Origin of the sequence: Arthrobacter sp. NPDC089319 (assembly GCF_040684925.1) — a bacterium.
GTDB lineage: Bacteria > Actinomycetota > Actinomycetes > Actinomycetales > Micrococcaceae > Crystallibacter.
Genome location: NZ_JBFBGZ010000003.1, coordinates 144,338 through 164,631 on the forward strand (window position 1 = coordinate 144,338; position 20,294 = coordinate 164,631).

Here is a 20,294-nt window from a genome sequence, read left to right on the forward strand (position 1 = left end):
GTCAATAGTTTCACCGCATCCGGAGCCCTGGTTGGGAGGAGGTTTGGCCGGGAAAAGAAACCCTTGCCAAACAAAACATTCATTTGTAGGGTTTTTCGTGATCGACATTATTGTGATCTCAATCACATGCGGGGGCAGCAGACTCCTGTGCACCGTCCACCGCACTGACTATTCGTTTTGAAGGAGCGCAATGTCAGCCGAAATGACGAGACCCGCTGAAGGTCCAGGCGTCGACGAAGACGCCGAGCACCTTGCCAGCCTTGGCTACTCGTACGAGAAGCAATTCAAGCGCGAAATGACCTTCTGGGGGAACGTCTCCCTGGGCTTCACTTACTTGTCCCCGGTCGTGGGGATCTACTCGCTCTTCGCTGCCTCGCTGGGCATCGCGGGGCCGCCCATGTTCTGGTCCCTGGTTATCGTCGGGCTGGGCCAACTGCTGGTCGCCACCGTGTTCGGCGAAATCGTTTCCAATTACCCGGTGGCTGGGGGTGTCTACCCATGGTCACGCCGCCTCTGGGGCCGGAAGTGGGGCTGGATGAACGGGTGGATCTACCTCTGCGCCCTGCTGGCTACCATCGCGAGCGTTTCCTACGGTGCCGGTCCGTTCCTCAGCCTGCTGTTCGGCTTTGAAAGCACAGTCGACACGGTGATCATTTCCGCCCTCGTGGTCATCGCGTTGGCCACCATCTTGAACCTCGGCGGCACCAAGGTGCTGAGCAAGGTCGCCATGCTCGGCCTGCTGGCGGAACTGGGTGGCGCCATCGCCGTCGGCGTGTGGCTGCTGACCACCGCACGCGAGCACGATCTGAGCGTCCTGTTCCAGAGCTTTGGAGCAGGCGAAGGAAGCAACTACTTCATCGCCTTTGCCGCTGCCGGCCTGATCGGCATCTACCAGTATTACGGGTTCGAAGCCTGCGGCGACGTAGCCGAAGAGGTGCCGAATCCCGGAGTGCGGATCCCCAAGGCCATGCGGATGACCATCTACATCGGTGGCTTCGCCGCGATGTTCGTCTGCCTCTCCCTCATTCTGGCCGTGCCGGACTTTGGCGCCGTGATCTCCGGCGAGGACACCGACCCGATTGGCAACGTGCTGCTCTCGGCCTTCGGACCGGTGGGCTTCAAGGTGGTCCTCGGGATCGTGCTGATCTCCTTCGTGTCTTGCGCCTTGAGCCTTCAGGCGGCGTCCTCGCGGCTGGCTTACTCGATGGCCCGTGACGGGATCCTGCCGGGCAGCAAGTTGCTGAGCAAGTTCAGCGAAACCCGCCACGTTCCGCCGTACGCCCTGCTGCTGGCCGGCCTGGTCCCGGCCATCATCGTCATTGGCTCCAAGGTTTCCGAAGACGCCCTGGTCACCATCATTTCGTTCGCGGCAATGGGCATGTACATGGGCTTCCAGATGGTTGTCCTGGCCTCGCTCCGGGCCAAGCTCAAGGGCTGGAAGGCCAGGGGCGCTTTCCGACTCGGCGCCTGGGGGATCCCGGTCAACATTGCGGCACTGACCTGGGGCGTGATCGGCATGATCAACATGGCGTGGCCGCGGACGCCCGAGGCAGGCTGGTTCGTCAACTACCTGGTGCTGATCTCCGCCGTCGGCGTGGTGGTTGTTGGCCTGATCTACATGGTCTGGAAGAAGCCCTACCTCAAGGGCGACGCACCTGCAGGAGACGCGGTTCCTGCCGGATCGCTTTCCGCCTAGCGCCACAGTCCGGGCCTTCCAGCCCAGCAATTCACCTAAAGCAAGATGAGGAAAAGGTTCCAACCATGAGTACGCCCACTGTTGACATTCCGTACCTGAACATTTCGGATCCGTCGTTCGCCATGCAGTCCGAAGAACTGCGCAACGCACGCGCGGCCAGCTGGTACGCGAGGACCAATTTTGGCATCGCCGTGCTGCGGTACGACGAGGTGAGCAAGCTGCTCAAGAGCCCCAAGCTCAAGCAGGGCAGTGCCCAGTGGCCCGCCCACAACGGGGTTCACGGCGGCTTGTTCTACGACTGGTGGACCAAGAATCTGCTGGTGCTGGAAGGCGAGGACCACCACCGCATCCGCCGGCTGCTCAACCCGGCGTTCTCGCCGCGGCTGATCAAGGACCTGGTTCCGCGCTTCCAGGCCCTGGCAAACGAGTTGGTAGACGCGTTCATCGACCAGGGCGAGTGCGAGTTCATCCGCGACTTCGCTGAGCCTTACGCCACCCGGGTGCTCACCATCCTGTTGGGTATTCCGGAGAGCGAATGGCCAAAGATCGCCAGGTTGGCCTCCACCGTGGGACTGGCACTCGGCGTGACCTTCAAGCGGGACCTGGACAAGGTCGAGGCGGCTGTGGCCGAGCTGTATGAATACGCCGACGAGCTGATCAGGGACCGCCAGACCAACCCGGGGGAGGACTTCGTCAGCCGTCTGGTGCTCGCCAGTCGGGACGGTGACCGGCTCAGCGACGAGGAACTGCGCAACGCACTGGTGCTGCTGATCTTCGGTGGCATGGACACTACCCGCAACCAGTTGGGCCTGGCGATGCAGTCCTTCATCCGCAACCCGGAGCAGTGGGAGCTGCTGGCTGAGCGGCCGGAGCTGGGTGCCAAGGCTGTCGACGAGGTCATGCGGACCAATCCGACGGTCACCTGGGTCACCCGGGAAGCAGTGGAGGATTTCACCTACCAGGACCTGTTCATCGAAAAGGGAACCACCGTCCACCTCTTCACCCAGTCCTCGGGCACCGACCCGATGGCGTTCCCCAACCCCGAAATGGACCTGCTGGGCGAACACGCGCCGCATTACGGCTTCGGCGGCGGCGTGCACCACTGCCTGGGCCACTTCGTTGCGCGGGCGGACATGAGCGAGGCCCTGCCGCTGCTGGCCAGCCGGATTGCCGACCCCCATCTGATTGGCGGAGACGAGTGGCTTCCGGATTCCGGCAACACGGGTCCCACCCGCCTGCCGATCGGCTTCACAAAGCGCGGCTAGCCGGCAGGCAGCACTAGACAGCACCCCAGCACCAACAGAAAGCAGGATCCCCATGAAGACCGTTGATGTCGACCGCAGCTTGTGCGACAACCATGGCCAGTGCGCTATCGCAGCCCCGGAAGTCTTCCGGATGAATCCGGACGGCGTCCTCGAATACGAGCCGACGCTCGAAGACTCGCTCCTGGACGTTGTCGAAGAAGCCATCGACGTCTGCCCTGTCCAAGCGATTTTCCTCAAGGACTGATCATGGCCCGCAGAATCGCCATCGCCGGAGCCTCGATGGGAGGTTTGCGCGCCGCCGAACAGCTACGTTCCGCGGGCTGGGAGGAAGAAATCCTCGTCATCGGCGGGGAAATCCACCCTCCGTACAACAGGCCGCCGCTATCAAAGGAGTTGCTGAAGTCGCCGGGCTCGATCCAGGAAGCCCTGGCGACGGTGACGCTGCGGCAGCGCCGCACCGCCACCGACATCGACTGGAAGCTCGGTGCGCCGGTGATCGGGGCGGACCTCACCGGCCGGAGGCTGACTTTGGCGACCGGCGAGGAGTTGGGCTACGACGGATTGGTAGTGGCCACCGGGCTGCGGCCGGCGCGGGTCCGGGTGCCGGGTCCGCTGCATGGCAGACACGTCATCCGCACCCTGGAGGACGCGCTGGGACTGCACCGGGATCTGCGGCCGGATGCCCGGATCGTTGTGATCGGTGCAGGGTTCATCGGCTGCGAGATAGCTGCCACCGCGACGCTGCTGGGTTGTCGGGTGACCTTGATCGAAGGCAGCAGCGGGCCGATGCAGCGCACGCTCGGCCGTGAACTCAGCGCCGGCATGCGAAACTTTCTGGCCGAACGCGGGGTCGAGTGCCTCTCGGGTGAACGCGTCGCCGCGTTCACCTGGCAGGATGACGGGACCGACGGACCGCAGCGCTGCACCGGTGTCCGCCTGACCGGTGGTAGCGAAGTACCTGCCGATGCCGTGATGGAGGCTGTCGGTTCGCAGCCTAACGTCGAGTGGCTGGCCGGCAACGGTCTGGACCTGACCGACGGCGTGCTCTGCGACGGGCATCTGCGGGTGCTCGGGACGGAACACGTGGTTGCCGTCGGTGACGTGGCGCGCTACCCGGACCGACGCGCCGGCACCGGGCCACGCCGGGTGGAGCACTGGGCCAACCCGACCGATACCGCCAAGATCGCTGCTCCCGCCCTGGTCGCGGGACTGAACTGCAGCCCAACACCGGAACCCGCGGCGCCGCTGCCCTCGTTCTGGACGGACATCTTCGGCATCCGCGTCCAAGGCGTTGGCAGCCCGGCGGTTGCCGACCGGATAGAGGTCCTGGAAGGGGACCCATTGCGGCCCGCCGACGGCGCCGCCCTGGCCTATTACCGCGGCGACCGCCTCATCGCCGCCGTCACCTCTGCACTGCCCGCCGACCGCCAGTTGCATTACCGCAAGCTCGTGACCGACGCCGGCCTGCCCGCCGGCTCCCAGTTGGCCGCCGTCTAGACGGCAGCCTGGTTACCGACCCGAAAGAAGACTGAGATGACACTGACACCCGTACGGCCGGACACGGCCGCCGTCGAGATGCAAGCGGTACTGGCCGACCGCGATGCCTTCATGCGCCATCAAGAGCGCAACCTGCGCCCCGAAACGGTGCGCGAACTCGGCCGCAAGATCGAAGAAGCAGGCGTGGAATACGTCTACTACGCGCTGCCGACGATCGGCTCGCGGATGGTGGCGAAGATGGTTCCCGCCAACCACTTCCGCCGCAACTTGGAAAAGGGCATCTGCTTTCACCGCACCGCGCTGTCCGATCTGCAGAACGACCGCTACGGCAACCTGATCGGCGGCGGCATCGAGGCCCGCGAGTTCTGGGCGCTGCCGGAGCCGGACACCTTCGTGGTGCTGCCGTGGGACACCTCGGTGGCACGCATCTTCTGCACCGCCTACGAGCCCCCGCACCTGCCGGAGGTCGGGGGCCGCCTGATGCCGGTCGACACCCGGTCCCTGCTGATCCGATCACACGAGGCATTCACCGCCCGGACCGGGTTCGAGGTCCGCTCCGGAACCGAACCGGAAATGACATGGGAGGGACCCGGACTGGAGGTGGTCAAGAAGCCAGGCACCAGCCCCGCCTATCAGGTGGAGAACCTGGAGAGGATGCGTCCCATCTACAAGCAGCTGATCACCTATGCCAAGGCCATGGGCCTGGACATGATCGAGGGCGACTATGAGGACGACGGCCAGCTCGAACTGAACTGGATGTATGACCGGGTGGAAAACACTGCCGACCGGCTGGTGACCTACCGGCAGATCTGCAAGCAGGTGGCCCGCGAATTCGGCGTCACCGCCAGCTTTATGCCGAAGCCCTACAACGGACAGATGGGCAACGGCTGCCACCACAACCTGAGCCTGTGGGACGGCGACACCAACGTCATCGAGGACGCCGGGCGGGTAGAGCTTCACGTCTCGGAGACGGCGAAGCACGCCATCGGCGGCTTGCTCGCCCACGCGCCGGGCTCAATGGCGGTGATGGCTTCCACCGTAAACTCCTACAAACGGTTCTGGGACGCCGGCCAATTCGCGCCAAGCCTGGCCAACTGGGGGCTGGACAGCCGCGGCTGCCTGATCCGCATCTCCTCGAACGGCCGGATGGAGTACCGCGTCCCGGACGCCGCGGTGAACCCCTATCTGTCCCACACGCTGCTGATCGCCGCGATGCAGGACGGTCTGAACCGTCAACTGGATCCGGGCCTACCCGACAGTGGAGCCGACGGCCCCGGCGGCGGCCAACTGCCGCTCACCCTGGGCGACGCCATCGACGCGTTCGTCTCGGACACCTACCTCACCGCTGCGCTGCCGGAGGACCTGGTGGCGATCTACACCCAGCTCAAGCAGGAGGAATGGGCCCGCTATTGCGGCGCCATCACCGAATGGGACCGCGAGATGTACTGGGAGACCATCCCGTGAGCGGCGTTCAGACCTTGACCCCGGGGATCCTGCGGCTGGCCTGCATCGACTCAGAGGCTCCGCCACTGTTCAGCCGCGCCGACACCAGCGGCCAGCGGCGCGGGTATGAACCCGCGGCTGCCGAACTGGTCGCTTCGGTGATGGGCCTGCACGTCGAGTGGGCGTGCATGCCGTGGGACGACATGCTCCCGTCCGTGCAAGACCACAAAGTCGACGCGGTCTGGTGCGGCCAAGGCATCATCCCCGAGCGCCAGGCGCTGGTGGACTTCACCAAGCCGTACGCGGTATTCGACGAGACCGTCCTGGTGCGGAAGGGCGATCCGGCACGTGCCCCGGAGGACCTGTCCGGTTACCGCGTCGGCGCCATCGAAGGCAGCGCCAATATGCGCCTGGCCTCCACCTTCCCGGGGATCATTCCGGTGGCCTTCGGTGCCAGCGACGACGTTTTCGCCGACATGCTCGCGGCGCTGCGCAACGGTGACGTGGACGCGATGATTGACGACGACGTCGTGACCGTCCCGCTGGGGGAGGATCCTGCCTACGATGTGGCCTTCACGGCCCGGACCGGCAACCACTGGGGCATCGGCGTGGCGAAGGATAACCAGCAGCTGCTGGCCGGACTCAACGCTGCGCTGGTCACCGTGATCTCGGACGGCCGGCTGGGGGCGGCCTGGGCCGAGTGGATGCCGCACCTGCCGTTCCCCTTGGCCACCGAGGTCCGGGCATGACTCGTCCGCTGATCGGGGTGCCGGGCATGTGGTCAAGCTCGGTCCACGGCCTGCGCTACGACGGCGTCGCCGTTGCCGCCGCGGTGCTCCGCTGCATCGTCCGGGCCGGGGGTGAGCCGGTGATCATGTTTCCGGGAACCGGTGATTCTCCGGCGGAGCAGCTTGCCCGGCTGGACGGCGTCGTGCTGCCGGGTGGAGCCGACGTGGCGCCGTCGCTCTACGGAGCCGAGCCCGACGAGCACTACTGGCCCACCGACTATGACGGCCAGGACGCCTACGAGACCGGGATCATCGAGGGCTGTCTTGCCGCGGACGTTCCGCTGCTGGCGATCTGCCGCGGACTGCAGCTTCTGAACGTTGGTCGCGGCGGAACTTTGATCCAGCATCTGGGCCCCGGGGAGGTGCAGCACAAGGGCACAGTCCATCCGGTGCAGGTCGCCGCGGGCTCCTTGCTGGCTGAGGTCATCGGCGGCGGTGCGGCGGACGTCTCCTCCTATCATCACCAGGCGATCGGCAAATTAGGTGAAGGCCTGACGGTTGCCGCTAGCGCCAGCGACGGCGTGGTGGAAGCGGTGGAAGTGCCGGGAGCCCCGATGCTGGCGGTCCAGTGGCACCCGGAGGATACCGCGGAGACCAATGCCAGCGACCACGCGCTGTTCCAGTGGGTGGTGCAGGCGGCGGCACGGCGTCGTGTCGCCGTCACGGAGGGCGGACTGGCCGGGGCAGGTTCGCGGTGAGCGCCCGGCAGCTACGGGTGCAGCCCGCACGTGTGCTGCCGTCCGGGCTTGCGGACCTGGCCGCAGACGCGCCGCGGATCGCCGTCGTGGTCTCCCTGACTTTTCCCGGCATGACGGACCAAACGCTGGAACTCATGGAGCGGTTCACTCGGACAGCCTTGGAGACCCTTGTGGCTGCGGGTGCCCGCGCCGAACTGGTGGACAGTGCGGCTACGGACCTGCTGCCGGCCGCGGAGCTGACCGCCTACGACGGCGTGCTCTTCCTGGGCGGCGGCGACGTGGACGGCGCGCTGTACGGTCACCACGATCCGGTGCCGAATACTTACGGCGTGGACCGCCGCGCGGACGAGTACTGCCTGGAGCTGATTCGGGGTGTTCTCACGCGGGACCAGCCGATGCTGGCCATCTGCCGGGGTTCGCAGTTACTGAACGTGGCCTGCGGCGGCACCCTGATTCCGGACTTGGACCCGTGGCAGCTGCATCGCGGAGGCCCGGGAAGCCCGATGTTTCTGGACGAGTCCATCCGGCTGCTGCCCGGCTCCAAGCTGGCCGCGATCATGGGCAGCGAACGGATCACCGTGCGCTCGGGTCACCACCAGGCGGTGGGGACGGTGGCCACCGAACTGACGGCCATAGCGGTTGCTGATGACGGCGTTGTCGAAGGGACCGAGCATCCGGGCAAGACCTGGGTGGTCGGCGTGCAGTGGCACCCGGAGGATTCGGACGGGAACGCGGTTGACCGGACAGCGTTGTTTGCCGAGTTCGTCCGCTTCAGCCGACTAGAGCAAGACCGGAGGGGAGATAACGCCTTACGGCTGGCAGACCGGGTCGACGCCTGAAGGGCTGGTCTGCCTAGTTGGTTGGGCAGATCAGCCGCAGGTTCAGGTTGGGCACGTCCAGCGGCAGGAAAGCGAAACCGTCGGGCTCGGACTTGATCCGTTCACCCACGATAAAGCGGCCCGAATTGCCCAGGATGACGCGGTTCTGGTCGTTCAGGAGGGCGGCATCGCCCGGGATCCGACGGACGATCGGAATCAACTTGTTCTCCAGGTCCCGGATTCGGATGTCGCAGCCCGTGACGCCGATGAACCGGCCATGAACATAAGTCGGAACAGCGCAGGTGACGATGTATTCGTCGAAGCCCAAGTAGTCCACGTACGGGCCGGAGATCGATTGGCGTCCTGTTTTCGCTGCAATCGAGAACCAAGGCAGCTTCTCGTAATCGTAGAACCGATCACCCTCAGGGGCTAAATCAAAGCCGAACTTTTCAATACCGCCTGAATCGTTCCGGATCCACCATTCCAGCACGCCTTCGGCATCCTTGATAGCCGAAAGGGAAAATATTTCGCCGGCGCCAACGGCTATGTCGTGTGAATCCAAAAATGATGCGGCCATTTCGGCAATACCCACAATGTCGGCGGGTGATATGTTGCTGCCTGAGGAAATTCTTTCCTCTAGCTGGTTTGCCACGTCCTTCGACGACGCGTGCAGGTCCTGATACAGCCCGTTGAGCCATGCCTCGATGGCGGCTGCGCTGTCGGCAGCCTGTGAAGTTGCTGGCGCGGTCATGAATTCTCCTGTTCTTCGCCGGCATGCGTGAGGGTCAGCTTGGTATCGATCAAGTGATACGTGTTGCGACGGATGTGTTCCAAGACCAGGCGCTGTGCCCGGTCGGGGTCGTCTTCCCGCACAGCGGTAACGATTCCCGCGTGTTCGCGGGCAGCGAGCTGCTCGTCGAATACGCCTGCCAAGGGAGTCCACAGGAGTTGTCCGACTTCGGCTTGCAGCTTGATTTCCTGACTGGTCAGCCGGGGGGATTGGGCTACCACGGCCAGTTCTATATGGAAGCGGCTATCGGCCCGCGCCTGGGTTTCCGGCGTGGTCGCTTGCTCAAGCCCGTGGGCCAACCGTTCCAAGCGGTCCAAGTCCTTGGGGTCAGCCCGGTCGCAGGCCAGACGTGCGGCGGCCGCGCCCACCGCCGTCTGTTCGTCGCCCAGATCGCGAAGGTCGGCGATGGAGGTTTCGCGCAGGTACTGGCGCAAGTTCTCTTCCGGGGTGGCGGGGGACTTGATCACGAAAGTCCCGCCGTTTCGCCCCCGCCGGGTCTCGACGACGCCTTGCTTGCGCAGGACGGCCAGAGCATCCCGAAGGGTCGCGCCGGCAACCCCAAACATCTCCGACAGTTCCGCCTCAACAGGGAGTCGCTCTCCAACCCGGAGCATGCCTAAGGAGATTGCTGTAGAGATCCGGCGGACGATGGCTTCAGAGCGTTCCATCTCAGGCAGCGACCGATAGATCTGGGACTGCAGCGCCAGCGGTGAAGCCACGAGTTGCTCTCCTAAGGATCCGCTCAAATGCCGGGGACTTCGGTCCCATTCTCGACCACGCATATTCTACCCGCACGACCGAAGAACACCATCAATTCGAGCGCAGCTTTTAATGGGGCTTCGGCTGCAGGTGCTGAAAACCGAACTGATTGTTGGCCATTTCTCGGCTCGCACGGATAATCAGGCCGAAAGGGAAAGGCCGGGCAGTCAATTCCCGGTGAAGTTCCCAGCTGGAAATGGGGATGCGAGCGTGCTCCTAGAGCAGTTCGGCGCCCTTTTCCACCAATATGCCCAACCCGATCAGCACCATAATCAGGCCGGAAGCCTTGGCAAGGATGGCGCTGGCGCGGGGCTTCGAGCGAAGGATGCGCCGGGCTAGCAGTGCGACGGCGAAGTAGATGTAGAGGCAGTTGACCACGTGCAGTCCGCCGAGGAACAGCATCTGCGCTGCCGACGGCCAACCGGCGGGCGAGGTGAACTGCGGCAGCAGCGCCAGCAGCAGGAGCAGTCCCTTGGGGTTGATCCCGCTGACGCCGGCGCCGCGGAAAAACTGGGCGGCTGGGGCATGCCCGAGGGGAGCGTCGCTGGCGGTCACCTGACCAGCCTTGCTGACCAGAGTGTTCACGCCCAAGTAGATCAAATACGCCGAGCCGGCGATGGTCAGCACGGTGAGCGACATCGGGTACTGCGTGACCAAGGCGCCCGCTCCAACGGCGATGATGCAGACCACCACCGCATAGCCGAACGCCATTCCCAGCACCGACGGGGCCACCGAGGGCGCCCGCAGGCCAGCGCCGATGGCATATGCCCAGTCCGCCCCCGGCGTGAGCGCTAGCAGCAGCGCCACCACCCAAAACTGGAGGACCAGCGACATATCCATGGAGCTTCTTCTTTCCCTGTGACCTTTCCCAACAGCCGTAAATGCTACGCCGAAATCGGTGAAATGTTCTGCGCTTCTCCTGCCTGATTGCCGGTTGTTGTGAAACAATTACCGGCGTGGATGCATTAAGTCGGGAGATTCTTTCACTGCTCCAAGACGACGGGCGGATGAGTGCCACCGACCTTGCCAGTCGGGTGGGGCTGAGCCTCTCCTCGTGCCATCGAAGGCTGAAAGATCTCGAACAGTCGGGAGCGATCGAACGCTACCGCGCCGTCGTGTCTCCGGAGGCCGTTGGGCTCCACTTTGAGGCGATTCTCTTCGTGACTTTGGGACGCACCGATCTGGAGACCATCGCCGCCTTCGAGGCGGCCGTCACCGCCGTGCCGAACATCGTCGATGCCCAGCGGCTGTTCGGAGAGATCGACTACATGCTGAGGGTCCTGACCCGCGATCTGGCCGCCTATCAAGTGCTCTATGACACCGCGCTCGGCGGCCTGCCTGGCGTCCAGCGGCTTACGTCGACCATGGTGATGAAGCGCTTCGGCCCGATCGGCACCGTGCCGATCCCGTAGCGGGCAGCCGGTGCCGGCCGTTCCGATTAGTCGTGCGCCGGGTGCTCGTGCTCCAGATGCCCGGCAGGTTCCAGCTGGAAGGTGGAGTGTTCCACGCTGACCACGAAGTGTTCGGCCACGCACTGCTGCAGTTGGTCCAGCACCTGCGGGGCATGGCCGTCCACGAAGCAGGAATCCTCAATCACTACATGGGCGCTGAGCACCGGGATGTTAGAGGAGATCCGCGACGCGTGCAGATCGTGCACGGCCAGCACGTGCGGCACTTCCAGGATGTGCTGGCGGACGTCCTCTAGGTCGAGGCCCTTCGGCACGGTTTCCAGCAGGATGCTGCCGGCTTCCCGCAGGATCTTGATGGTCCGCGGCACAATCAGCAGCGCAATCAGCATGGCGGCCAGGGCATCTGCCTGGGTCCACCCGGTGGTGGCGATGACGACGGCGCTGATAATAACGGCCACCGAGCCGAGGGCATCGTTGACCACCTCGAGGAACGCCGCCCGCAGGTTGAGGTTGGCATTGCGGCCGGCGCTGAGCACCAGCATGGACGCAATGTTTCCCAGCAGGCCGATGATGCCGAAAACCAGCAGGCCGTCCGCGTTGACTTCCGGCGGGGCGAACAGCCGCTGGACACCTTCGACCAGCGCGTAGATTCCCACCGCCAGCAGGATCGCGGCCTGCGCACCCGCCGCAAGCACTTCCATCCGGAGGTAGCCCCAGGTCCGGCGCGGCGTGTGCGGACGGACCATGAGCGATGCGGCCATCAGGGCGATCAGGAGGCCGCCGGCGTCGGTCAGCATGTGCCCGGCGTCCACCAGCAGCGCAAGGCTGCCGGTGATGAAGGCGCCGACCACTTCGGCAATCAGGATGGTTGCCGTGATGGCGAAGGCTATGGCCAGCCGGCCGCGGTGGGTCGGCCCGGCATGATGGTGGTGGCCGCTCATGCAGACGCCTCCGTGGCCGCCCGGCTCCCGGTGACAGTGGGGCACAGTTCGACGGCGTAGCCCGTCGCTTCAAGCAGGCGCTCCGCGGCGGATAGTGCTGCCAGCAGTTCGGGCTCGGTGGTGAGCGAGTACAGCGAAGCCCGTCCCACCGGGCGCGAGGTGACCAGGCCGCAGTCGTTCAGGCACGCAAGGTGTGCGCTGACCGTGGACTGGGCCAGCCCCAGATGCTCGGTCAGGTCGCGGACCCTGTGCTCGCCGGTGGTCAAGTGCTGCAGGATGGTCAGCCTGGTGGGGTCCGAGAGGCTGTGGAACAACGCAGCCGCAGGCGCCAAGTCTCCGGTTCGGTCGGCAGCGCGTTCCCGTTGCATCGTCATATGGCGATGATATCGGTCATTTGGGTCTACCGTCGAACCTCTGGGGTTGTTTCCTTCTCGTCAGCGGCTAGCGCTGTGAGTTGTGTGTTGGCGCGGGTGCGCTTGACGACGATGGAGAGGATGGCGGCAAGCACGCACATGGCGGCGCCACCCCACCACGCGTAGGTGTAGGTGCCGAAGACGTCGCGGATTACGCCTGCCCCCAGCGCGGCGGCCGCAGCGCCGATCTGGTGCGCGGCGAACACCCAGCCGAAGACGATGGTGCCGCGGTCGCCGAAGATCTCGCGGCACAGCGCGGCGGTGGGCGGGACCGTCGCGACCCAGTCGAGACCGTAGACCACGATGAACAGAATCATGCTGGGGTGCACGGATTCCGCCAAGAGCCAGGGGAGCATCAGCAGGCCGGCTCCGCGGAACACGTAGTAGGCGACAAGGAGTTTGCGAGGGTCGAACTTGTCCGTGAGCCAACCGGAGGCGATGGTGCCGGCTATGTCGAAGATGCCGACGACGGCCAGCAGGCCGGCGGCCGTGGTGGTGGGCATGCCGTGGTCGTGCGCGGAGGGGATGAAGTGGATGCCGATGAGTCCGTTCGTCGTTGCGCCGCAGATTGCGAACGCAATCGCCAGAGCCCAGAACGAGCGCTGCCGGGCCGCGGAGGCTAGGCCCTCGAACGCCCGCCGGGATGCGCCGCCGACGGCACGTGCCGGGCGGACGTATGACGCTGCGTCGGCGCCGTAGGGAAGGGCGCCGCGGTCTTCGGGGTAATCGCGCATCACCAGGCAGACGGCAGGGACGGCTATGAGCGCCGCTGCCGCAACCAGAAGGGACGCGGCGCGCCACCCCACTCCTTCGGCCAGAGCGGCAACGGGCGGAAGGAAGACGAGCTGGCCGGTCGCGGAGCCCGCGGTGAGAATGCCCATGACCAGTCCGCGGCGCCGGACGAACCATCTGTTGGCAATGGTCGCGGCGAACACCAACGCCATCGAACCGGTGCCCAGGCCGATCAGCAATCCCCAGAAGACCAACAGCTGCCATGAGGCGGTCATGAACACACTGCCACCAGCGCCCACTGCCACCATTGCCAGCGCCGTTGCGACCACGCGCCGGATGCCGAACCGGTCCATCAGTGCGGCGGCGAATGGAGCGGTCAACCCGTAGAGCAACAGGTTGACGCTCACCGCCAGCGACATGGCACTCGTTGACCAGCCGAACTCGTGGTGCAGCGGCATCATCAGTGCACCCGGCGCTGCCCGGAAGCCGGCAGCACTGAGCAGGGCGAGGAACGCCACCGCGGCGACCCACCATGCCGGGTGGATGCGGAAGCGCTTGGGCGGGTGGAGTGGGCCGGACAAGGGGCGCGCCATGGGCTGACTTTCTTGAAGGAAGCTATACTGTCAGCAGCAGTGTAATCGACGAATCGATGGGAAGGGAACGACATGCCGCTTCGATCCGACTGGTCAGCTGAACTGTGTCCGATCCGGCGCTCGCTCGACCTCCTGGGTGATCCGTGGATCCTGCTGATCGTTCGCGACGTCCTTCATGGGCGCGGACGGTTCGACTGGCTACGAGAAAACCTGCGCATCTCTGAAGCCGTGCTCAGCCGTCGGCTCCACTCCATGGTGGATGCCGGCCTGCTGGTCCGCGTCGACTACCGCGACGGGGGCCGTACCCGCCAGGGGTACGCCGCCACCGAGGCCGCGGCAGAACTACTGCCGGTGCTGCAGCAACTCGCCCTCTGGGGTGAACGGCATACCGGCATGCCCGCCGGCGGAGCGCACATGACCATGATCCACGAGGCCTGCGGCAACGAAACCACGCACGCGGAGAGCTGCAGTGTGTGCGGGGAAGTCTTGGTCCCGGAGGAGATGGCTTGGGTGAAACCCTGGAAGAACGCCCGGGACAAACTGCAACCGGCCGGCGTGCTCGTGTGAATCAGCGGGATGGACCTACGTAGGTGACGTCAGGTTTCCCGACGGGAGGGCTCTTGGAACGGGTGGAGGCGGCACAACTCGAATTCGGGTCCGTCCGCTGCGCCCGTAAGATGGCGGACATGACGACGATTGACCGCTGTGCGGGGTTCTTTCGCAGGCAGCGGCCTGCAGTTGGCAGGCGAACATGACGGTCAACGGCGCTGAGCAGGTAGTACTGCTGGACGAGAATCTGAAGCCGTCCGGCGTGGCTGACAAGGCCGCAATCCACACAGGGGAGACGCCACTGCACTTAGCGTTCTCCTGCCACATTTCCGATGCCGAAGGACGGGTGCTGGTCACCCGGCGCGCGTTGAACAAGTTGACCTGGCCGGGCGTATGGACCAACTCCGCCTGCGGACACCCTGCGCCGGGGGAGCAGATGGCCGACGCCGTGCGGCGCCGCGTGCGCTACGAGCTGGGGCTGGAACTCGAAGACCTAAAGCTGGTGCTGCCGGACTTCCGCTACCGGGCGGTGGACGCCTCCGGAGTGGTGGAGAACGAGTTCTGCCCGGTCTACACCGCGCTGGCAGTGGGTGAACCCGATCCGAGGGATGACGAAGTGGCAGAGTACCGCTGGGTGCTCCCGTCGGATTTGCAGACAGCCGCAACTGCTGCGCCCTGGGCGTTCAGCCCATGGATCGTGCTGCAACTGAAGGCCTTGGAGCAATTGCAGTAGCTTCGTCGTAGGAGAAACCACCAGCCACTAGAGGAGCCGTGTGATGGCAGCTGAATCCAAAGCCAGCGAGAAGCAGAAGAAAAAGGCAGCAGCCGATGAGGCAGCAGTGCTGTCAAAGATCGCGGAGATGCCGATGCCGGACCGCGACATGGCGGAGCGCCTGCACAACATCGTGACTACGGCAGCGCCGGAGCTGCTGCCCAAGCTGTGGTACGGCCAGCCCGCCTACGCCAAAGCCGGGAAGGTTGTATGTTTCTTCCGCAGCGGACAGGGGGACAAAGTGCGGTACTCCACGTTCGGATTCAACGAGGACGCGAACCTCGATGAGAATGACGGCATGTGGCCCACGTCGTACGCGCTGTCGAAGCTGAGCGAAGCCGGGGAAGCCAAGATCGCCGAGCTAGTCAGGCAAGCCGCGAGCTGAGCCGGGCTCCGCCGTCGCTAGTCAACGACGGCCGGGTGGGACGGCGAGCTGAGCCGGGCTCCGCCGTCGCTAGTCAACGACGGCCGGGTGGGACGGCGAGCTGAGCCGGGCTCCGCCGTCGCTAGTCAACCATGGCGGGGTGTGCAAGCCTCGCCGATGCCGGCCGCGCAGCCTTGCCGGAAGTTTCCAGCCGGGCGATGAGCTCATCCGGCCACATGGGCCGGCCGAAGTAGAAGCCCTGCACGTTCAGGTTCGGGCAGCCGGCCAGCCATTCCACGGCCTCTTCAGTCTCGATGCCCTCGATCACCACATCCGCCTTCAGCGCGGTGAACATGGCGATCAGGTGGCTGACCACGATGTTCCGGGCGCTCCCGTCGTGCCCGCTGACCAGCGCGCGGTCCACCTTGACGATGTCGAAGGCGAACTCGGTCAGCGAGTTCATGGACGAATAGCCGGAGCCGAAGTCGTCCACGGCGATCTTGAAGCCCTCGCTGCGCAGCTGGGCCAGCATGATCCGGCACTCCTCGGTCATGGTGTCCAGCGAGTTCTCGGTCAACTCAATAATGACGTTCAATTCCGGCGCCTCGGCGCGCATCCGGCGCAGCCGATCCACCACGGTGGAGCCCGGGGTGAGCTGGCCCAGCTCCACGTTGACGGAGATCGAGCGCAGGTCGCTGATCTCGCACACCCGCTCCATCGCGGCGGCCGCACCGTCGATGATCTGAATGGTCAGCTCGTTGAGCAGGCCCAACCGGTTTGCTTCCTCCACCAATTGGTCCGGCGGAATGTTGCCCAGTTCCTCGTCTTCGTAGCGGGCCAGCGTCTCGAAGCCCACAATCGCGTCCAGGTCCAGCGCGATGATGGGCTGCAGCGCCACCCGCAGCCGGTGCCGCCGGATGCCGCGTTCCACGGCCACGGTCAGGCTGGTTTCGGAACCGGAACCGGTGCGCCCGCCCTCACGCAGTCGCTGCTGCAGGCGCTTGGCCCCGTACATGCAGGCGTCGGCGTTCCTTAGCAGCTCCTCGATGTCCTTTGCCGGGCGGCCGGAGTAGGCCACGCCGATGCTTGCTTTGACCTGCACCGTACTGCCGTGGGCGGTGAGCGGCCGGGAGATCGTGGCAGCAATGCGCTCGGCCGCCACGCGGGCGTCCGCCTCGGTGCCAACGTCGCGGAGCACGACGACGAATTCGTCGCCGCCGATGCGCGCAGCGACGTCTTCCTGACGGATCTCCGACCGGATGCGCTGCGCGGTGGCGGTCAGCAGCAGGTCACCCACGTCGTGGCCGTGCTGGTCGTTGACGGACTTGAACTCGTCCAGATCAAGATAGACGACGGCGATGGCCTCGCCGAGTTCCCTGCCGGTGTTGATCTCGGCCAACCGGTGCCAGAGCGTGCGCCGGTTGCCTAGGCCGGTCAAGGCATCCGTGTCCGCCTGCAGCCGCAGTTCGTGCACCAGTTCGTCGTGGCGGACCATAATGCTGCCCACGTGCGCCAGCGCGTCGAGCACCTGCTCGTCTTCTTCGGTGAACTGGGCGCCGCCGTTCCGTGAGGCCACCAGGTAGTTGTCGCCGTCGTCCCAGCGGCGCATCCGGACGCCGATTTCCTTGTCCGCCGGAGCCTCGGGCTGCAGCGTCACGTTGTCCGCCCGCACGGAGGCGCTGGCGGCGGCGAGCAAAGTTTTGTCGAGTCCATCCGGATTCCAGGGCAGCTCCAACGAAGCGTCCACCAGTCCGGTGAGGCGGCGGCGCAGGTCCCGGTTGCGCAGCCAGCCGGTCACGGCCAGCGCCAGGACGGAGGAGAAGACGAGGAAGAACGCTTGGACGCCCTCGCGGTGGAACTGCATCGCGGCGTGCTGCCCGGCCAGGCAGAGGAGAAGGTTGATGGCCAGCGTGCCGAGCGCAGGCGGCCAGCCGATGCCGTTGCGGAACGTGCTGCGCCGATTCGACGACGTGGTGAACGCGCCCTCGACCGCAATCGCCGTGAGGAAGAAAGCAAGCCAGCCTGCCACCAGCGCGACCGGCCAGAAGATGCCGGCTGCCTGGGCATCCTGGAATACCGCCACCAGGATGGCGGAGGCAAGCAGGCGGCTGATGAACCAATACAGGTCCGCCCACCGGAACCGCCGGAACACCAACCGCGTGGCCAGCAGCCCCACTCCCACCACCGCCACGGTCTGATGAAGTGGCGCGGTCAGGTCGTTGCAGGCAATGACCACGGCGGTCATCGCCGCAGTGGTCTGGCGCCGCATCAAGGGCGTATCCACGCGGAGGTGCCAGGCCAGGATCAGGACCACCACGGAAATAGCCGCCACCAGGCTGAAGCGGGGCGGCGCGACGAATGAGGCGGCAACTACCTGCACCAGTACCAGCAGCCCCGCGGCGGAAATGCCGGCGATGGCAGCCCACGACAAGGCGACCGCCGCTTTGGTGGTGGCCGTCATGATACTGCCGGCATTCCGTTCCCCCACTTCTGCCGTCTGATGCTTTCGTTTCACCAATGGTAGCTGTGATATGCAAGCTATCAACGCTGACTCTCCGCGGCGATGCCGGTGATCGACCAAGGCCGCTTGCGGCCGCGTGGAGATCCGGCCGTGGACACTTGGTCTCCACGCGCTCGCTGGCGCTCGCTTGGTCGACCACCGTGGACACTTGGTCTCCACGCGCTCGCTGGCGCTCGCTTGGTCGACCACCGGAGGCCCGGGCGTGGTTTCGGTGATCGACCAAGGGCCGTCCGGGTTTGCTGCCGGTGATCGACCAAGGCCGCTTGCGGCCGCGTGGAGATCCGGCCGCGTGGAAATCCTGCCTAACTCAACCGGATGTCGTGGCGGGTGAATCCCGCGCGGAGGTGCACGCCGTCGTCCTCAATGCTGTGCAGGTCCTCCCACAGCACCAGGAACGAGCCGCGGTGCCGCCATTGCTCCAGCTTCGCGATGGGCCACGGCGCGTTGAGGTCTCGCCTCTCATACCCCAGGTAGGACCCGCGCGAATGGGGGCTGACCAGCAGGCCCACCAGCCGTGCCTGGGCCAGCGATGCCTCCGCCTGCGGCCGCCCGTCGAGCGCGAACCGGGCGTCGATCACCCGCCCCAACCGAGCGCCGGCGTGGTCGAACACCTTCGCAGTCAACAGGTCACTCAGGATCATGGCGGCCTCCCGGAATCCGGCCGATGATCCGCTGCTGCACCCAGCGCTCGGTCCAGAGCACGTCCAGGTTCTCGCCGCGGATGTTCAGCCGCAGCCCGGTGCCCAGTTCCGCTACGTGCTTCCAGTGGATCCGGTTCAGCCGGGAGGACGGCGGGCGGCCGCCGAACATGCGCGTGCCGAGAACCGAGCCCGCCAGCAGATTGGTGATCACTGGTGCGGGCGTGCCCGCCGGGATGCGGCCGGACGGGATGTCGGAGAGTTCAATATCGTCCGCCACGGTGACCGGCATCTTGTCCACGTCCAGAACCTGCCGGTCCAGCAGATGCATGACGGCGTCGAACATCTTGCCCGCGGGAATCATGCGCCGGCTCCCGACAGGAGCATCAGCGGGATGGCGGCGATGGCGGCCAGCAGAATGATCACCATGAACACGATCGCCGCGAAGTTCAGCATCCTGCCGTTCACGTGCTCGCCCATGTATTCGGGGTCGTTGGCCACAATCAGGATGGGGATATAGGTCAGCGGCAGCGCCACCGCGGAGAACACCACGGAGAACTCGGTGACCTTGATCGGATCCACGCCGGTGGCCAACACCCCCATGCCCACCAGCAGGCACAGGATCATCACCAGGTGGAACCGCGCTGCGCGCACCGGACGCCGGAACTTTCCCCAGGACCAGCCGAAGAACTGCGAGAGCGTGTAGCCGCTGGAGAGCGTGGTTTCCAGTGCCGCACCGAAGGTTGCCGCCAGCACTCCCACAATCACGAACGCCAGCGCCAGCTTGCCGCCTGCCTCGGCCACCGGGAGCACCACCTGGGACAACGAGGTCACGCCGATTCCCGCCGGCAACAGCACGACGGCGGCGCAAGCGGCGATGGCGATGGACAAAAACCCGCCCAGCGGGAAGCCCACCAGCACGTTCAGCCTCGACTGGGACAGGTCCTTCACCGTCCACTTCTCCTCCACCGCGCCCGAGGAGAAGAAGAACACCTCGTACGGCGTCATCGCCGCCCCGAACAGCGCCACCGCGTAGTACCAGTACGTCGCCGGTGCCTCGCCTTCCGGCACGGCCGGCTGCGTGGCCTGGGTGAACAGGTGGTTCCAGTCCGGGTTCAGCAGGAACAGGGCCACCGCGAACACAATCAGCGTCAGGCCCAGCAGGCCGGTCACGTTCTCCAGGATCTTGAACTTCACCCGCCACACCACCAGCCACACGGCGAATCCGGCCACCGGCACCCACGCCAGGTAGTGCACGCTGCTGGCCAACTGCAGCGCCAGCGCCACGCCGCCCACCTCCGCCGTGAGCGTCATCAGGTTGATGAAGAACGACGCCAGCAGGTTCAGCAGGGACGCCCGCGGTCCCAGCCGTTCGCGGATGATCTCGAACGTGGCCCGGCCGCTCACCGCCGCCACCCGGCCGGACATCTGCGCGAAGATGCAGATGCCCACCACGCCCAGCACCGTCACCCAGACCAGGCTCAGCCCAAAGCGGGATCCGACGACGGCGTTGGTCACCAGGTCGCCGATGTCCACGAAGCCGCCGATGGCGGTCAGGATGCCGAGCGCGACGCCGAGGATGCTGAGATTGGCCGACGACTTGCCCGT

Annotated in this window: 22 protein-coding genes; 12 read left to right on the top strand and 10 right to left on the bottom strand. The window is 65.5% G+C overall.

Annotated elements, in window-relative coordinates:
• Positions 1 to 190 precede the first annotated feature (190 nt).
• The 8 genes from AB0N75_RS05795 to AB0N75_RS05830 all read left to right on the top strand — a co-directional run bounded on the left by AB0N75_RS05795 (position 191) and on the right by AB0N75_RS05830 (position 8,226).
• Positions 191 to 1,696 carry an amino acid permease gene (locus tag AB0N75_RS05795; RefSeq protein ID WP_364646447.1) on the top strand — a complete coding sequence of 502 codons (1,506 nt, stop codon included), beginning with the start codon at positions 191 to 193 and terminating at the stop codon, positions 1,694 to 1,696.
• 65 nt (positions 1,697 to 1,761) lie between these two features.
• Entirely contained in the window at positions 1,762 to 2,961 is a 1,200-nt protein-coding gene (locus AB0N75_RS05800; protein WP_364646450.1) for a cytochrome P450, read from the top strand.
• 52 nt (positions 2,962 to 3,013) lie between these two features.
• Complete coding sequence (locus AB0N75_RS05805) at positions 3,014 to 3,205, top strand: ferredoxin (RefSeq protein ID WP_364646453.1); 192 nt, start codon at positions 3,014 to 3,016, stop codon at positions 3,203 to 3,205.
• Between the two features lie 2 nt (positions 3,206 to 3,207).
• Positions 3,208 to 4,458, top strand: coding sequence for an FAD-dependent oxidoreductase (locus AB0N75_RS05810; protein ID WP_364646456.1), 1,251 nt, complete (start codon positions 3,208 to 3,210; stop codon positions 4,456 to 4,458).
• Positions 4,459 to 4,494: 36 nt separating this feature from the next.
• Positions 4,495 to 5,922, top strand: a complete 1,428-nt coding sequence (locus AB0N75_RS05815) for a glutamine synthetase family protein (RefSeq protein ID WP_364646459.1) — start codon at positions 4,495 to 4,497, stop codon at positions 5,920 to 5,922.
• A complete protein-coding gene (locus AB0N75_RS05820) occupies positions 5,919 to 6,650 on the top strand; it encodes an ABC transporter substrate-binding protein (protein WP_364646462.1) in 732 nt (243 codons plus the stop codon). The genes AB0N75_RS05815 and AB0N75_RS05820 overlap by 4 nt, the downstream gene beginning before the upstream one ends.
• Positions 6,647 to 7,387 carry a gamma-glutamyl-gamma-aminobutyrate hydrolase family protein gene (locus tag AB0N75_RS05825; protein ID WP_364646465.1) on the top strand — a complete coding sequence of 247 codons (741 nt, stop codon included), beginning with the start codon at positions 6,647 to 6,649 and terminating at the stop codon, positions 7,385 to 7,387. Before AB0N75_RS05820 ends, AB0N75_RS05825 begins: the two co-directional genes overlap by 4 nt.
• Positions 7,384 to 8,226 carry a gamma-glutamyl-gamma-aminobutyrate hydrolase family protein gene (locus tag AB0N75_RS05830; protein ID WP_364646468.1) on the top strand — a complete coding sequence of 281 codons (843 nt, stop codon included), beginning with the start codon at positions 7,384 to 7,386 and terminating at the stop codon, positions 8,224 to 8,226. Before AB0N75_RS05825 ends, AB0N75_RS05830 begins: the two co-directional genes overlap by 4 nt.
• A 13-nt stretch (positions 8,227 to 8,239) precedes the next feature.
• Here the strand turns inward: AB0N75_RS05830 and AB0N75_RS05835 are convergent, their stop codons facing one another.
• From AB0N75_RS05835 to AB0N75_RS05845, 3 genes are all read right to left on the bottom strand, one after another.
• Positions 8,240 to 8,956 carry a cache domain-containing protein gene (locus tag AB0N75_RS05835; protein ID WP_364646471.1) on the bottom strand — a complete coding sequence of 239 codons (717 nt, stop codon included), beginning with the start codon at positions 8,954 to 8,956 and terminating at the stop codon, positions 8,240 to 8,242.
• The gene (locus tag AB0N75_RS05840; protein ID WP_364646474.1) at positions 8,953 to 9,714 is read right to left on the bottom strand and encodes an FCD domain-containing protein; all 762 of its coding nucleotides are present in this window, start codon (positions 9,712 to 9,714) and stop codon (positions 8,953 to 8,955) included. Before AB0N75_RS05840 ends, AB0N75_RS05835 begins: the two co-directional genes overlap by 4 nt.
• Positions 9,715 to 9,970: 256 nt before the next feature.
• Complete coding sequence (locus AB0N75_RS05845; protein ID WP_364646477.1) at positions 9,971 to 10,594, bottom strand: LysE family translocator; 624 nt, start codon at positions 10,592 to 10,594, stop codon at positions 9,971 to 9,973.
• Between the two features lie 116 nt (positions 10,595 to 10,710).
• Here AB0N75_RS05845 and AB0N75_RS05850 point away from each other — a divergent pair, with 116 nt between their 5' ends.
• The gene (locus tag AB0N75_RS05850) at positions 10,711 to 11,166 is read left to right on the top strand and encodes an Lrp/AsnC family transcriptional regulator (RefSeq protein WP_364646479.1); all 456 of its coding nucleotides are present in this window, start codon (positions 10,711 to 10,713) and stop codon (positions 11,164 to 11,166) included.
• Positions 11,167 to 11,192: 26 nt separating this feature from the next.
• Here the strand turns inward: AB0N75_RS05850 and AB0N75_RS05855 are convergent, their stop codons facing one another.
• From AB0N75_RS05855 to AB0N75_RS05865, 3 genes are read right to left on the bottom strand one after another with little or no spacing between them, the layout of a single operon-like run.
• Positions 11,193 to 12,104: a cation diffusion facilitator family transporter gene (locus tag AB0N75_RS05855; RefSeq protein WP_364646482.1), complete on the bottom strand. Its 912-nt coding sequence runs from the start codon at positions 12,102 to 12,104 to the stop codon at positions 11,193 to 11,195.
• Entirely contained in the window at positions 12,101 to 12,478 is a 378-nt protein-coding gene (locus AB0N75_RS05860) for a metalloregulator ArsR/SmtB family transcription factor (RefSeq protein WP_364646485.1), read from the bottom strand. The genes AB0N75_RS05855 and AB0N75_RS05860 overlap by 4 nt, the downstream gene beginning before the upstream one ends.
• Positions 12,479 to 12,504: 26 nt before the next feature.
• Positions 12,505 to 13,842: an MFS transporter gene (locus AB0N75_RS05865; protein WP_364646488.1), complete on the bottom strand. Its 1,338-nt coding sequence runs from the start codon at positions 13,840 to 13,842 to the stop codon at positions 12,505 to 12,507.
• A 72-nt stretch (positions 13,843 to 13,914) separates the two neighbouring features.
• Between AB0N75_RS05865 and AB0N75_RS05870 the strand changes: the two genes are divergently transcribed.
• From AB0N75_RS05870 to AB0N75_RS05880, 3 genes are all read left to right on the top strand, one after another.
• A complete protein-coding gene (locus AB0N75_RS05870; protein ID WP_364646490.1) occupies positions 13,915 to 14,409 on the top strand; it encodes a helix-turn-helix domain-containing protein in 495 nt (164 codons plus the stop codon).
• Positions 14,410 to 14,593: 184 nt separating this feature from the next.
• On the top strand, positions 14,594 to 15,124 hold the full coding sequence (gene idi, locus AB0N75_RS05875; RefSeq protein ID WP_364646493.1) for an isopentenyl-diphosphate Delta-isomerase: 531 nt from the start codon (positions 14,594 to 14,596) through the stop codon (positions 15,122 to 15,124).
• 43 nt (positions 15,125 to 15,167) lie between these two features.
• On the top strand, positions 15,168 to 15,548 hold the full coding sequence (locus AB0N75_RS05880; RefSeq protein ID WP_364646496.1) for a DUF1801 domain-containing protein: 381 nt from the start codon (positions 15,168 to 15,170) through the stop codon (positions 15,546 to 15,548).
• A 121-nt stretch (positions 15,549 to 15,669) separates the two neighbouring features.
• On the opposite strand, the gene AB0N75_RS05885 is transcribed toward AB0N75_RS05880, so the two are convergent.
• The 4 genes from AB0N75_RS05885 to AB0N75_RS05900 all read right to left on the bottom strand — a co-directional run bounded on the left by AB0N75_RS05885 (position 15,670) and on the right by AB0N75_RS05900 (position 20,267).
• Positions 15,670 to 17,988, bottom strand: a complete 2,319-nt coding sequence (locus AB0N75_RS05885; RefSeq protein ID WP_364646499.1) for an EAL domain-containing protein — start codon at positions 17,986 to 17,988, stop codon at positions 15,670 to 15,672.
• Between the two features lie 362 nt (positions 17,989 to 18,350).
• On the bottom strand, positions 18,351 to 18,689 hold the full coding sequence (locus tag AB0N75_RS05890; protein WP_364646502.1) for a PRC-barrel domain containing protein: 339 nt from the start codon (positions 18,687 to 18,689) through the stop codon (positions 18,351 to 18,353).
• The gene (locus AB0N75_RS05895; protein ID WP_364646505.1) at positions 18,676 to 19,050 is read right to left on the bottom strand and encodes a hypothetical protein; all 375 of its coding nucleotides are present in this window, start codon (positions 19,048 to 19,050) and stop codon (positions 18,676 to 18,678) included. Before AB0N75_RS05895 ends, AB0N75_RS05890 begins: the two co-directional genes overlap by 14 nt.
• The gene (locus AB0N75_RS05900) at positions 19,047 to 20,267 is read right to left on the bottom strand and encodes an Nramp family divalent metal transporter (RefSeq protein ID WP_364647026.1); all 1,221 of its coding nucleotides are present in this window, start codon (positions 20,265 to 20,267) and stop codon (positions 19,047 to 19,049) included. Before AB0N75_RS05900 ends, AB0N75_RS05895 begins: the two co-directional genes overlap by 4 nt.
• Positions 20,268 to 20,294: the final 27 nt, after the last annotated feature.

Bases quoted from the DNA above. Each gene is read 5' to 3' on its own strand.
- AB0N75_RS05795 (WP_364646447.1), top strand. From the start codon at position 191: ATGTCAGCCGAAATGACGAGACCCGCTGAAGGTCCAGGCGTCGACGAA.
- AB0N75_RS05800 (WP_364646450.1), top strand. From the start codon at position 1,762: ATGAGTACGCCCACTGTTGACATTCCGTACCTGAACATTTCGGATCCG.
- AB0N75_RS05805 (WP_364646453.1), top strand. From the start codon at position 3,014: ATGAAGACCGTTGATGTCGACCGCAGCTTGTGCGACAACCATGGCCAG.
- AB0N75_RS05810 (WP_364646456.1), top strand. From the start codon at position 3,208: ATGGCCCGCAGAATCGCCATCGCCGGAGCCTCGATGGGAGGTTTGCGC.
- AB0N75_RS05815 (WP_364646459.1), top strand. From the start codon at position 4,495: ATGACACTGACACCCGTACGGCCGGACACGGCCGCCGTCGAGATGCAA.
- AB0N75_RS05825 (WP_364646465.1), top strand. From the start codon at position 6,647: ATGACTCGTCCGCTGATCGGGGTGCCGGGCATGTGGTCAAGCTCGGTC.
- AB0N75_RS05835 (WP_364646471.1), bottom strand. From the start codon at position 8,956: ATGACCGCGCCAGCAACTTCACAGGCTGCCGACAGCGCAGCCGCCATC.
- AB0N75_RS05845 (WP_364646477.1), bottom strand. From the start codon at position 10,594: ATGGATATGTCGCTGGTCCTCCAGTTTTGGGTGGTGGCGCTGCTGCTA.
- AB0N75_RS05855 (WP_364646482.1), bottom strand. From the start codon at position 12,104: ATGAGCGGCCACCACCATCATGCCGGGCCGACCCACCGCGGCCGGCTG.
- AB0N75_RS05860 (WP_364646485.1), bottom strand. From the start codon at position 12,478: ATGACGATGCAACGGGAACGCGCTGCCGACCGAACCGGAGACTTGGCG.
- AB0N75_RS05865 (WP_364646488.1), bottom strand. From the start codon at position 13,842: ATGGCGCGCCCCTTGTCCGGCCCACTCCACCCGCCCAAGCGCTTCCGC.
- AB0N75_RS05870 (WP_364646490.1), top strand. From the start codon at position 13,915: ATGCCGCTTCGATCCGACTGGTCAGCTGAACTGTGTCCGATCCGGCGC.
- idi (WP_364646493.1), top strand. From the start codon at position 14,594: ATGACGGTCAACGGCGCTGAGCAGGTAGTACTGCTGGACGAGAATCTG.
- AB0N75_RS05880 (WP_364646496.1), top strand. From the start codon at position 15,168: ATGGCAGCTGAATCCAAAGCCAGCGAGAAGCAGAAGAAAAAGGCAGCA.
- AB0N75_RS05885 (WP_364646499.1), bottom strand. From the start codon at position 17,988: ATGACGGCCACCACCAAAGCGGCGGTCGCCTTGTCGTGGGCTGCCATC.
- AB0N75_RS05890 (WP_364646502.1), bottom strand. From the start codon at position 18,689: ATGATCCTGAGTGACCTGTTGACTGCGAAGGTGTTCGACCACGCCGGC.
- AB0N75_RS05895 (WP_364646505.1), bottom strand. From the start codon at position 19,050: ATGATTCCCGCGGGCAAGATGTTCGACGCCGTCATGCATCTGCTGGAC.